Below are 12,441 nucleotides of genomic sequence, written 5' to 3'. Positions count from 1 at the left end.
CAGCCAGCCAGCCAGCCAGCCAGCCAGCCAGCCAGCCAGCCAGCCAGCCAGCCAGCCAGCCAGCCAGCCAGCCAGCCTAGTATAAATTATTTTTTTATCTTATCCAATTTTCTTTTATTGGATATTCTTATATTAAGGATAAATTTATGACTATAAAACAAATAAATAAATTAGTATGGTTTATACCTATAAGAAAATTAAGAGATAAGGTTAGAAATGAATTATTTATAAAATATTCAGGTCTTTTTCAAGGACAATTTAATAATAATAAAATGAAAGAAATATTAAAGGAGAATATTAATTCGATTGAAATAGAAACACATTCCTACTGCAACAGACAATGTTGGTTTTGCCCTAATTCTATAGTAGACAGACACAGTGAAAATAAAGAATTAGATGAAAAATTATTTTTAAAAATTATAAATGAATTATCAGAAATCAAATATTCTAATAATATTCATTTTCACAGATTCAATGAACCTTTATCAGCTAAAGAATTAATATTAAAAAGAATAAGACAAACTAAAGAAATATTACCTAATGCTAAAATTGGTATATTTACTAATGGTGATTATTTGACAACTGAATATTTAGATGATTTATCAGAAGTTGGAATTTCTTATATGATAATGTCTTACTATTTAAAATATAATGAAGAATTCAATATAGAACAATTAAAATTTAATATGCAAAAAAATATAGATAAATTTAATTTTAAAGTTGAAAATTTTAATATAGTTGATGACTACTATATTTATTATAATTTAATATATAAAAATATATCTATAAATTATAGAGCAATGGATTTTTCAAAAATAGGAAGCGATAGAGGTGGGATTATAAAAGGAGTAAAAAGTATAGATAATGAATTTAGCTGTTCTATGCCTTTAAATAATATATACATAGATTATAATGGGATGGTTATGCCATGCTGTGATTTACGTTCTGATATCAAAGAACATGAACATATGATATTGGGGGATATAAGCAAAAATACGATATTTGAAATATTTACAAGTGAAAAATCTTCAAAAATGAGAAAATATTTATATGCTAAATCTACTAAAATTCCTCCATGCAGTACTTGTTCATGGTATCAGTAATATAATTTTTTATCCTTGATAATAGACTTGTTTCAAAACTAAATTTGTTAATATCTATATTTTTTTAATTAATATTCTTTTAATTATAGTTGGTGCTTTTCCCCCGTTGTGCATGAATTTGGCAAGCCCACTTCTTTTGGGCCCCTACGGCGAGAAGCAGGTATAGCCCACAGCCGCGAAGTACTGCATATTTATATATAAAAAATAATAATTTATAGAACATATAAAAGATTATTTTAATAATTGATAAATTACAAAATTTTATACATAAATATTGTCAAGTATTTTTGAAACAAGTATAATATACTTTTACAAAAACTATTAAATATATCAATATAATATTATACTATAAAAATTGTTATATCTTTTATAGATAACTAATTTAAGAATAGTAAAATTAATTATTTAAGTAATGCAGTTTAACGATATTAAGAAGAATGAAAGGCCCCCTACAGCAGGAGAACTAGCACCCAGTTGGGTTGACTTACCGTTGCTTCCTTCCGAACCTGGCGGATTCATCATCAACTGCCGTAGAACCCCGCTATAAGAGATATATAAATAAAACTAGCTTACGGAGAGAGTGGGATTCGAACCCACGGTACTGTTACGTACACACGACTTCCAATCGTGCTCCTTCAACCAGCTCGGACATCTCTCCAATTTGTGCCTGAGAAGATTTGAACTTCCAACCTTCAGAACCGCAATCTGATGCTCTATCCAATTGAGCTACAGGCACTTGAATACTTTTTAGTTTGGCAATTATATCACAACTAATATTTTTTTGCAAATAATATTATATATTTTTAATCAAATAATCCCTCACCAAATTTAACACCCAATAAAACACCTAAATCAAATGAAGCCAAATCTCTGCTGTCAACCATAACTAATTCAGAACCTCGTAAATCTAATCCAAAATCTGTACCTACATAAACTCCAAGTAAAAGGGCTATATCATCATGAACATTGAAAGAATAATCAAATGTTAATTTAACATAAGTTATAACTGAATTTTTCAAAACTGAATTAATTTTTGAAGTGTTATAATATCCGTAAGTTTTTGTAGTTGTATTATCAATTGTAAATTCTGCTGAATGTGTTAAATACAAAGGCAGCTTTACTCCTAAACCCAATCCAAAGGCAAATTCTTTATAATGAAATTTAGGAAGTATGCCTATGGATAAATTTTCAAATGTATAATATTCTTTAGTTTTTATATCTTCTTGCGTATTCACATCCTTAGAAGTACTTGTAAGTCCGAAAGAATCATGTGAATATCCCAAATCTAATAGTAAACTAATACCTTTATCTCCGTCTGTTACTATATATCCGCCTTGTAAATTAACTCCTGCATCAAAACCAATAGTTCCAGTTCTTTTTTGATAATTATTCATATAATCAGCAGTAGCTTGAGAACTAAAATGAACATTATAAAAACTAAAACTAGCTCCTATTGGCACCATTATATTAAACTGCCATCCGCTTTCTGCAAATGATAACTTGGAAAACAATAATGTACATACTAGTATTGCAAACACTTTCAATTTTTTCATAAATATTTCCTTATATAATATATTATTTTATTTACACTTACATTGTAATACTTATAAAGAAAATTATCAATAATTTAATTCTATTTTTTTAGCTTCATGCCATAATTTATCCAAATCATAATACTCTCTGCCCTCTTCTGTAAATATATGTATTACTAAAAATCCATAATCAGTTAAATACCAAAGAGCCTCAGGATCATTATCATTTTCAGCATAAGGCAAAACTCCATCCTCTTTTAATTCCTTGTACACTGCATCAGAACCTGCTTTCATCTGCGGCGATGATGATGCTGTAGCCAATATAAAATAGTCTGATAATGAAGTTACTCCCTCCAAATCAAGTACAACAATATTTTCAAGTTTCTTATCATCTAAAGCCTTTGCTGCTCTTAATGTCAATTCTTTAGCCGTATCTTTATCTATAAATTTCTTTTTAGTTTTTGAATTATTTTCGTTATTGTGTGATTTCATAATAGTCTTTCCCCAAAATTAATACTGCATTATTTAATACCCTTCTGTCTGTACTGGCATATACTCTTGTAACTCTTCCTTCATTAGCAACCATAAATGCCTTTTCTATTTGTCCGTCCCTAACAAGAACTACACTTTCATTCAAATTGGTTGTAAAGTTTCCGTATTCCCCAGCAGAAAAGCCCCTGTAACGCATTCTGATATTTATTCTGTCTGCAAGCCCTGCAACATCTGTGGCATTTAATACGCTTAAATTTACATCTTCATTATTTAATTCGCTCTTTTGAGTTTTAAGCTCAACATAAGCCGTTAAATCTTCCATCTGTTTTACAAAAGCACTCCCATCAAATATAGGAGTTAAAATACCGTTATCATCAAACCTTGCATCTATATTATTTATAACTAATGTCCTTTCATTGCTGTTAGCTAATATATAAAAAAATGCCTTTATGTCAGGAGGTCTAAAATTACTTTTTATATGTGATGGTATAGACTTTCTCATATCTTTAGAATATATTATAGTTCTAAGTTCTGGATTTTGAATTAATCCTATCATAGAATTTACTATAACGTCTTCTAATCTGTATAAAGTTTCTATATCTTCATATCCTTTCATGCGTAAATAGTGCAAATATGATATAACTTTATCACCTGTAAATAACCATTCGCCTATATCAAATGAAAGTTTATATCCTCTCTCCTTATCCTCAAATTCTATAGGCTCCTCAACATACATTTCTACCCCGCCTATCAAATCTATAATATCAGAAATTCCATTATTATCAATAGTGATTTTGTAAGTTATAGGCTTATCTACCGAATTTTCTATAGCCCTAAAAACAGAACTTTCTCCCCCATTTTTATACAACTCCGATAATGGCACGCTTCTAACAGAATTCTTATTCTCCCATAAAGAAATATTCCTAGGCAGCCCTATTAATCCTATCCTATTATGCAAACTTGATATAATACCTACATAAGCTCCATACGGCTCATTCTTTTCATCCAAAAATAATACAGAAAAATAAACAGGCTCATCTCTTTTTTTGGCAATATCAAGCCTGCTTACTAGAAAATAATAGAATATAAAAATTGCTAAACTTGTTAAAGCTATTATAGATACTGTAATCAGCATAACAGCTCTTTTATTGGCATAGCTTATGGTTTTTAATGCTTTATCATTATTATTCTTTTTATTACTATTCATATACTATATAATATATTATGTTAAGTTAGTTGTCAAATAACTTAATACTAATTTTTTTATTAAGCTATTGAAATTGTTATACTTTATAATATAATACCAGCATCATAATTTTTACGGATGTATTTATGAAAATATATAGAAAAGTTGTTTTCCTTTTTGGTGTAATTATGGCATTTATATCTATACATGCTTTAATTTCATATAAGGAACCTAATAAAGAAAAAGAAATAAATAAAGATTATTAAAATATGTTTATACTAAAAAATAAAACATTATTACTTTTACTAATATTATCTATTGGTATTAATGCATATTCAATAACATTTACTATTCTGCCTTTTTCAAGTGAAAATGAAGAATGGATATCTGAATATAAAGTAGATGACGGAATGCCTAGAGTATTGGAGGAATCTATAATCAATACCAAAATGTTTGATGTTACAGACTATGATTTATTAATATCATATTTTACATCTTATGATATAGTTCTTTCATATAAAAGTTTAGTAACAAATTTACAGATAGCTGCAGACTTTATAAAAGAAACATTTAATTCAGATTATCTTATAACTGGAGAAATATTGAATTTCGATCTAAAAAAAGGCGGAAAATATACGGCAAATGTAGAGTTTAAAGTAAATCTTTTAGATATTAATACATTAAAAATAGTAAAATCTTTTATTGAAAAAGGAAGCTATACATTACCAAATACAAGCCAAGTATATTCATCCGAAGATGCATTATTTAATGAAAGTGCTTTAGGTCAGGCTTCTGTAACGGCATTTGATAAAATAGCATATAATATTGCAGACTATTTTAACAATCCTCCTTTAACTGGTGTTATAACAAGGATAGAAGATAATAAATTATATATAAATCTAGGTAAAAAAAATAATATCAAAAACGGAGATGAATTCAATATATATAAAACAGATAAAGTACTTGAAATGCCTACAAATGAAGTATCTCCTATAACCAATATAAGCAATATACCAAAAATACACTTTCAAACTAATAATACAGATGCATATATTTCAGTTAGAAGTAATGAAAATGGGGATGTTTGGTATACAAGTGAAATGCTTTATAAATACAGACATTATAAAAATATTGAAAGTTTAGTAGCGTCTGCCAAAGTTATAGAATTATATGATAATTATGCTGTATTGGAAAATAAAAGCGATGAAAAAATAGAAGTGATGATGAAAGTTAAAATAAAGGAGCAGTGATTATATGGTATCAAAACAAAATGTAATATATAATAGTATAGATAAAGATGATTACTTCATTTATATAGATCAAAAAACTAATAAGGGAATATTCACCCCATACTATAAAGGAAGCGGAAACAGTTTTTTATATGATTTTAAATTAGATATATGCAGAACTTTTCATAAAAATCCTAGAACTTATTCCATAGTAGATTTATCATTAGATGGAACAAAAGTAATGACTATATCTGTTACGGCAAATGACTCAAAAAACAATGTATTCAAGATTATTGAAATAGGTACTAATAAAGTATTATTAGAAATGTCAAATATGTATATATATGAAGCATATTTTACTTCAAATCCTAGATATATATTTTTAAGAGCAAGCGAATTTAATAAAATGAATGTTTTTGTATATGATATAGAATATAAAAAAATTGTATATTTATTAAAGGAAAGTATTTTTATAAAAAATGGATGCTTTAATGAAAACAGAAGCATATTCGTATATTCTTATACTTCAGAAAATAAAACAATTAGTTATTTAAACTTTAATTCTCTTACAGATACAAAAGAAGAAATAGGATATTCTGATATAAAAATATCTAAAATTTTTAAAGCAGCTGACAAAGATTTGCTTTTCTTAGATAATAATGAATCGGTTTCTTTATACAGCGGAAAAAAACTTATATGGAAAATACAATTTCTTTCATTTCTAAACCATTATGAAGGCGGCTTCTTCTATATGAAAGAAGATAATAAAATATATTTAGATACTCCTGCAATAATTCAGGAGAAATTATCAGATAATCAAAATAATGATATGATATTATATAGTATAGATGCATATTCTGGAAATATTACTTCCATTCAGCTTCCAACTAAAATAAAATACAAAAGATTTACTCAGATGTTTGATTATAGGTTAATAGATACTTCTGGAAACATATTCGATGTTAAAGACAGAACAGCATATTCTTTTCCATTACAGTCATATAAATAAATTAACATAATTATTGATTTAAAAAATAATTGTTATATAATATGTATTATGAAAAAATATATAATATTATTAATTGCAGTAAGTTTTATATTTCTCATATCTTGCGATGAAACAGAAGTTAAAACTGAAAAGAAATATGTTGCTTATACAAATAATAATGATAAAGCATCATACAGCACAAAAGAGCTTACAGAAAAGGAATATAATGTACTGATAAAAAAAGGTACGGAAATACCATTCACTGGAGATCTTTTAAATGTAAAAGAGGATGGTATATATACGTGTAAAATATGCGGTACGCCTTTATTTCATTCTGAAGCTAAATTCAATTCGGGTACGGGATGGCCTAGTTTTGATGATGCTATAAAAGAAAACATCAAACTAGTAAAGGATGGAAGTAGACTTGAGGTGGTATGTGCCAATTGCGGGGGACACATGGGGCATGTATTCTATAACGAAGGATTTACAGAAAAACAGACTAGATACTGTATCAACTCTGTTTCTTTGAACTTTGTTAATAAATTTACAAACGAAAGTTCTACAAACCAAAAATAATTAAAAGGAGTTATATGGTAAAAAAAATAACAATTATACTGACTTTATTATCAATAATATCTTGTTCTGAAAGATTAAATAGTCAAAATATTAATACAAAGGATAATAATGTGGAAAATAAAATAACAGAAATTCCAGAAAATGCTAAATATGCATATTTTTCTTCAGGATGTTTTTGGGGAACAGAATATTGGTTTGAAAAATCAAATGGAGTAATATCTGTTGTAAGCGGATATGCAGGGGGGCATAAAGCAAATCCTACATATAGAGAAGTATGTACTGGACTTACAGGACATTTAGAAACTGTAAGAGTTTGTTATGATCCTGAAAAAACAACTTATGAAGAATTAGTTAAGCTATTCTTTGAAACTCATGACTTTACTCAAAAAAATGGACAGGGTCCTGATATAGGTTCGCAGTATTTATCAGCTATTTTTTATCAAAATGACGAAGAAAAAGAAATAGCAGAAAAATATGTTGCTATGCTTAGAGAAAGAAATTTTGATGTAGCTACTACAATAAGAGAGTTTAAAAACTTTTATGAGGCAGAAGATTATCATCAAGATTATTATGCCAAAAAAGGTTCAATGCCTTATTGTCATTTCTACACAAAATTATTTTAAAATTTAGTAAGAAAATAATATCAAAAAATATAAAAGAGGCTCAATGAGTCTCTTTTTTATTTGTTCTTTACGCTTTTCAAAGTTATTATAACAACCTCAGGGTAAGCAAATAATCTAAAAGGAAACAGTACAGAACCTACACCTGATGTAACATATACTTTCATATTTCCGTAATTCAAAATACCATAAATAACAGGAAAACGCGGATATTCTCTATTATTATTCAAACCTTCCCAAACCCACATAGGAAGAAAACTTATTTGAAGACCATGTGTATGACCCGATAAAAAGAAATCTATTGATTTAATGTATCCTCCGTCTTTGGCTTTCTTCAAAGGCATATTAGGCTCATGCGATAAAAGTATATGAAAATCATTAGTATGAACATTGCTTACAGCAGCATCAAATCTTACATCATCCGTTAAATAATCACCTACTCCGCCTATAGATATATACTCTCCCATTTCATTAGTTATAAATAAAATAGTATTATCCATAACTTTAAATCCATTAGAATATAAAGCATTTGAAACATCCTCTGTGCTTTCCCAATTATCATGATTTCCAAGTACAGCATACTTCCCATATTTTGCTTTTAATACATTTATGCCATTAGAAAATTTCTCTGTATTTTCTTTGTCATAATGACTGAATTTATGAGGGGCACTGTAAATATAATCGCCCGCAAATAATATCATATCAGGTTTTTCTTCCATTATCATATCAGACATTTTTTTTATATGGCTTTCTGGTATATAAAGTCCTGCATGCATATCTGCTGCAAGAGCTACTTTCATATTATCAAAACTTTTAGGTAAATCTTCAAACTCCAATGTAATATATCTTACTCTTAAAGAATGTATCGTATTATACATATATATATGAATCAATACCAAAATTATAATTACAGCTAAAAATATTATTTTATTTCTCTTTGATATCTTTTTTAAAAATTTCATTTTATATTATCCTTCATTATTACAATTCGATATTAAAAGGGATAATATGAACGATAATAATACTATAGAAATTGTAAACATTAAAAACTTAAAACTAAATGACATAAAAAAGAATATTATTCCCATTGATATTATTACAGATACCAATAATGATATTATATATGAAGTGTACAATATTGCTTTTCTATGAAGCAAATCTATAAACTTAACTAATCTTCTGTAAAAAATAGATAATATTGATGAAGATAATAAAGAAAGTGAAAATGCTATAATTATTATAAATACAATAATTATATTTTTCATTTCAAGCGAAGATTTTATATATGCATTAAATATCTCTAAATTATAATCACTTATAATAGGGCTTTGGCTTAATAATGAATAAATATCTTTATTCTCAGAAAAAACAATTATACTTTCATTGTATGGGGATTTATTTCCTTCTTTTAAATATATAAAACTTGAAACAGATGTCATATCTCCTATAATGTCATAGTTTCTATCTTCCCAATCATATATACCAGCAACATAGAAGTATCCAGTTTCAAGCCATCCTCTAGATGCTTTAGCTATCAAAGACAAAGCATCTCCAACTTTTAAATCCAAATAATTAGCTAAATCCTTTCCAACAATAATTTCTCTCTTAGGACTTTCAAACATTGCACCTTCTATAATAATATTTGATACCATCATTCCATTTTCTAATATGTTATTCTCATAAGCATAAACTCTTGAACCAATACTTCCTGTTCTTATGACAACTCCTACTGGAAAACTTAATACTCTTTCTATTTCAGCATACTTATCATATAGATTAATTTCTTTAGTTAGAATATTCATTATATTATCATTGCTATTTATACTGTCTATTGAACCATTAAACAAAAATGTATTTTTGGATGTATTTGCCTTTATTATTCTTACAATAGTTTCTTTATTTTCTTCTGAAGAATTATTTGATCGTACATACTCTTCATTAATAAATTTAAAAAATGATAAATAAAGTATTATAAATGCTATTGTATATACAAATATAATTCCTAATCTAATTAATATATTTTTATTTTTATTATACTGTTCATCTTTTTTTATAAAGAATTTCTCTAAAATAGAATACTTAATATTAGCAGATAAAACAGAAACTATATTAATAACAAGCATAATAATATATATATAATTAAATAAAAAGTCCTTTTGATAATAAAATTTTATAGCTATTATATATATTATAAATGAAACAATAAAACCTATAAAAGAAAATAATATTTTACTTTTTATCAATATATTATAATCATAAAATGTATGAGAATTAATAAACATAAATACTGAAAATAAAACAAATAAATATGTTATAAGTATATAAATATTAAATCTTTTGGTATTTGAGCTTATATTATAATCATCTCCCAGAATATCTTTTTTTGAATAAATACCAAAATCATCTGAGAATATAGATTTTATATCATCATTATAATTTTCAAATTTTTCATTTTTTATATATACTTCTGTAGCCGTATCATTTAAACCAATAAATTCATTCAAATTATTAATATCTATTAAAGCATAATTATAATCTAATTTTTCAGATACCTCTATAATAGTATATTCTTCAGCATTATAATGTCCTGTTTTTGTAATAAGTTTTAATATTACGGTATCATTAGTATTAACATCCAAAACAGATGCTGTTGATTTGCTTATTACTATTGAATTATTTGTATTAAAATTTTCAACAGTACTTCTGCTTATAACATCAAAAACTTCTTTATCATTTTTTACATCAATACCGTTTATTATAATTTCTTCTTCGCCCAAATAAGATATTAAACTTGCTCTATATTTTAATCTTGCTGTTATAGGATTTGATTTAAATATTTCTTTAAGTTTATCTATTTTTCCGCTATAATTACTTATATAATAATCATCTAATGCATAATCTCTAACTTTTTTATAATTAGTATTCATTATATTGATATCACTTAACGATGTATTTGAATCATTATAACTTATATAATTTATACTCAAAAGTGCAATTAAGGTTATAATTAATGATAATAAAAAAATTAGTATATTACTTTTTCTCATAATTTATCTATGTCCAAAATTAAATATTTTTATGATTATATCTTAATAACTTTTTTTGTAAATAGTAAATATTATTTTTTGATACATAGAATATTTTTATCAAATTATAATAATGACATGGTTCTATTTGTGTCAAAACCTATAATTTTTGTAACTATTAAAAATGTTTCTATACTATTTTTTTCTATGCCTTCTCTATCTTCTAAATATCCTTCAACTTTAAGATAAACTTTTACAGGCTCTTCAAAATTAAAACTTAAAAATTCATTCTCAAGATTATAATATTCTCCTTCAGATGCAATTTGAAAATTACTTGAAGTATTATAATCAATAAAATACGATGAATCCATAAGATATATAAAATCTCCTTCAAATACTTTATATTCTATAGGTTTACTGTTTAATTTATTATTATTTTTATTGCTGCAGGAAAATAAAACAATAATAATAAAAACAAAATAAATTATTTTCATTTCTCATCCTTTTTTATATATTCGATTTTTTATATCATTACTTTAGTAAAACTAAAAAATAGATTGATAAATATTTATAGTTTTTTATTTAATTGTTGAAATCAAAATAACTAATATAGTAAAATAAAATATATTTAAAAAATTGTGATTTTTAAGTCATTAAGTTTCTGTTAATATTTTATTTTTTAAACAACATTATTAATGTTTTATTGAAATAGTAAAAATTACAAATATTTTATTTTATTGAATAAAACAAAATGAATAAACATTTGGTAATAAATTAATTATATTTTTTATTAAATTATCTTAAATCATATTGATATTCTTTTATTAATTCTATTATGTCATCATCATTAATATCATTCTTAATTTTAAAAATTCCTAAAGTATCAACTTGATTAACACAATCTAAATATTTTAATAAAACATGATAATATTCCCTATTAAAAAAATCATGTATTATTATAGTTGCATTTCTATTAATATTTAAAATACTATTCAAAACGCAAGCAACTCTAAATCTTCCATCTATAAAAACCGTATCTATATTATTAATATATTCTCTATCTAATTCTAAAAACACTTTAGAAGAATAATTAGGATATTCATTATATCGAGAACTATCTATTGGGTAAGATGCTATTTTTATTTTTCCTATATTAACATAATAAAAATATAACCTAAATATCAATTCTTGCTCATATATATAATCATTACTTCTCATATGCTCAATCCAATTATTATCACCTTCTACAGAAAATACTTTTGCATCTGTTGTCTTTAAAACTAAAAATGTACTTCCTCCAGAACCAAATTCAAGATAATATTTTGATTTTTTTACCGTATCAAGAAATAATTTTCTCTCATTATCTGTCATAAGTGGCTTAAATATAGGATTTTTATCTTCATCTTCAATTAAAGAATTTAATAAATTTCTTATAGAGCATCTCAATTTTCTAAAAGGAATCCACCACACTATATTATCAATATCTTTTTTTAATTCTTCTGTCATTTGCTACCTCCAAAATTATTTAAAACACAAAAAAACCAATGCCCCAATTTAGATTAATTCTAAACTGAAACATTGGTTGTAATTTTTAATATATGATGTATTATTAATTTGTATATTAGATAAGTGTCTTGTCTTGTCTTGTCTTGTCTTGTCTTGTCTTGTCTTGTCTTGTCTTGTCTTGTC

General features: G+C 25.6%; 12 protein-coding genes, 2 tRNA genes and 1 other RNA gene. 5 read left to right on the top strand and 10 right to left on the bottom strand.

Going from position 1 to position 12,441, the window contains the following annotated elements; all coding sequences use genetic code 11:
- The first annotated feature begins 146 nt into the window (after positions 1 to 146).
- Positions 147 to 1,103, top strand: coding sequence for a radical SAM/SPASM domain-containing protein (locus Q0J69_RS13945; protein ID WP_297208525.1), 957 nt, complete (start codon positions 147 to 149; stop codon positions 1,101 to 1,103).
- A gap of 448 nt (positions 1,104 to 1,551) precedes the next feature.
- On the opposite strand, the gene ffs is transcribed toward Q0J69_RS13945, so the two are convergent.
- From ffs to Q0J69_RS13915, 6 genes are all read right to left on the bottom strand, one after another.
- Positions 1,552 to 1,648: signal recognition particle sRNA small type (gene ffs / locus Q0J69_RS13940), an RNA gene on the bottom strand.
- 27 nt (positions 1,649 to 1,675) lie between these two features.
- Positions 1,676 to 1,761 (bottom strand) — tRNA-Ser (locus Q0J69_RS13935).
- Between the two features lie 4 nt (positions 1,762 to 1,765).
- Positions 1,766 to 1,839 (bottom strand) — tRNA-Arg (locus Q0J69_RS13930).
- 67 nt (positions 1,840 to 1,906) lie between these two features.
- Positions 1,907 to 2,656 carry a hypothetical protein gene (locus Q0J69_RS13925; protein WP_297208523.1) on the bottom strand — a complete coding sequence of 250 codons (750 nt, stop codon included), beginning with the start codon at positions 2,654 to 2,656 and terminating at the stop codon, positions 1,907 to 1,909.
- Positions 2,657 to 2,722: 66 nt separating this feature from the next.
- Positions 2,723 to 3,127: a ribosome silencing factor gene (gene rsfS, locus Q0J69_RS13920; RefSeq protein ID WP_297208521.1), complete on the bottom strand. Its 405-nt coding sequence runs from the start codon at positions 3,125 to 3,127 to the stop codon at positions 2,723 to 2,725.
- Positions 3,111 to 4,334 (bottom strand): LCP family protein, encoded by a 1,224-nt coding sequence (locus tag Q0J69_RS13915; protein ID WP_297208519.1) that lies wholly within the window; start codon positions 4,332 to 4,334, stop codon positions 3,111 to 3,113. The genes rsfS and Q0J69_RS13915 overlap by 17 nt, the downstream gene beginning before the upstream one ends.
- 248 nt (positions 4,335 to 4,582) lie before the next feature.
- Here Q0J69_RS13915 and Q0J69_RS13910 point away from each other — a divergent pair, with 248 nt between their 5' ends.
- From Q0J69_RS13910 to msrA, 4 genes are read left to right on the top strand one after another with little or no spacing between them, the layout of a single operon-like run.
- The gene (locus Q0J69_RS13910; protein ID WP_297208518.1) at positions 4,583 to 5,563 is read left to right on the top strand and encodes a hypothetical protein; all 981 of its coding nucleotides are present in this window, start codon (positions 4,583 to 4,585) and stop codon (positions 5,561 to 5,563) included.
- Between the two features lie 4 nt (positions 5,564 to 5,567).
- Complete coding sequence (locus Q0J69_RS13905) at positions 5,568 to 6,551, top strand: hypothetical protein (RefSeq protein WP_297208517.1); 984 nt, start codon at positions 5,568 to 5,570, stop codon at positions 6,549 to 6,551.
- A gap of 48 nt (positions 6,552 to 6,599) precedes the next feature.
- Positions 6,600 to 7,106: a peptide-methionine (R)-S-oxide reductase MsrB gene (msrB, locus tag Q0J69_RS13900; protein ID WP_297208516.1), complete on the top strand. Its 507-nt coding sequence runs from the start codon at positions 6,600 to 6,602 to the stop codon at positions 7,104 to 7,106.
- 14 nt (positions 7,107 to 7,120) lie between these two features.
- Positions 7,121 to 7,729 carry a peptide-methionine (S)-S-oxide reductase MsrA gene (gene msrA, locus Q0J69_RS13895; RefSeq protein WP_297208515.1) on the top strand — a complete coding sequence of 203 codons (609 nt, stop codon included), beginning with the start codon at positions 7,121 to 7,123 and terminating at the stop codon, positions 7,727 to 7,729.
- A 56-nt stretch (positions 7,730 to 7,785) separates the two neighbouring features.
- Here the strand turns inward: msrA and Q0J69_RS13890 are convergent, their stop codons facing one another.
- The 4 genes from Q0J69_RS13890 to Q0J69_RS13875 form a co-directional block, all read right to left on the bottom strand.
- On the bottom strand, positions 7,786 to 8,688 hold the full coding sequence (locus Q0J69_RS13890) for a metallophosphoesterase (RefSeq protein ID WP_297208514.1): 903 nt from the start codon (positions 8,686 to 8,688) through the stop codon (positions 7,786 to 7,788).
- Between the two features lie 6 nt (positions 8,689 to 8,694).
- Positions 8,695 to 10,653, bottom strand: coding sequence for a hypothetical protein (locus Q0J69_RS13885; RefSeq protein ID WP_297208512.1), 1,959 nt, complete (start codon positions 10,651 to 10,653; stop codon positions 8,695 to 8,697).
- Between the two features lie 224 nt (positions 10,654 to 10,877).
- Positions 10,878 to 11,246 (bottom strand): copper homeostasis protein, encoded by a 369-nt coding sequence (locus tag Q0J69_RS13880; protein ID WP_297208510.1) that lies wholly within the window; start codon positions 11,244 to 11,246, stop codon positions 10,878 to 10,880.
- Positions 11,247 to 11,547: 301 nt separating this feature from the next.
- Complete coding sequence (locus Q0J69_RS13875) at positions 11,548 to 12,258, bottom strand: hypothetical protein (protein WP_297208508.1); 711 nt, start codon at positions 12,256 to 12,258, stop codon at positions 11,548 to 11,550.
- Positions 12,259 to 12,441: the final 183 nt, after the last annotated feature.

Origin of the sequence: uncultured Brachyspira sp. (assembly GCF_944388875.1) — a bacterium.
In the GTDB taxonomy this organism is placed as follows: Bacteria; Spirochaetota; Brachyspiria; order Brachyspirales; family Brachyspiraceae; genus Brachyspira.
This window is presented reverse-complemented; position numbering and strand designations above follow the sequence as displayed.

Coding starts and splice junctions, on each gene's coding strand:
- Q0J69_RS13915 (WP_297208519.1), bottom strand. CDS start 4,334: ATGAATAGTAATAAAAAGAATAATAATGATAAAGCATTAAAAACCATA.
- Q0J69_RS13910 (WP_297208518.1), top strand. CDS start 4,583: ATGTTTATACTAAAAAATAAAACATTATTACTTTTACTAATATTATCT.
- Q0J69_RS13925 (WP_297208523.1), bottom strand. CDS start 2,656: ATGAAAAAATTGAAAGTGTTTGCAATACTAGTATGTACATTATTGTTT.
- rsfS (WP_297208521.1), bottom strand. CDS start 3,127: ATGAAATCACACAATAACGAAAATAATTCAAAAACTAAAAAGAAATTT.
- Q0J69_RS13875 (WP_297208508.1), bottom strand. CDS start 12,258: ATGACAGAAGAATTAAAAAAAGATATTGATAATATAGTGTGGTGGATT.
- Q0J69_RS13890 (WP_297208514.1), bottom strand. CDS start 8,688: ATGAAATTTTTAAAAAAGATATCAAAGAGAAATAAAATAATATTTTTA.
- Q0J69_RS13945 (WP_297208525.1), top strand. CDS start 147: ATGACTATAAAACAAATAAATAAATTAGTATGGTTTATACCTATAAGA.
- Q0J69_RS13880 (WP_297208510.1), bottom strand. CDS start 11,246: ATGAAAATAATTTATTTTGTTTTTATTATTATTGTTTTATTTTCCTGC.
- Q0J69_RS13905 (WP_297208517.1), top strand. CDS start 5,568: ATGGTATCAAAACAAAATGTAATATATAATAGTATAGATAAAGATGAT.
- msrB (WP_297208516.1), top strand. CDS start 6,600: ATGAAAAAATATATAATATTATTAATTGCAGTAAGTTTTATATTTCTC.
- msrA (WP_297208515.1), top strand. CDS start 7,121: ATGGTAAAAAAAATAACAATTATACTGACTTTATTATCAATAATATCT.
- Q0J69_RS13885 (WP_297208512.1), bottom strand. CDS start 10,653: ATGAATACTAATTATAAAAAAGTTAGAGATTATGCATTAGATGATTAT.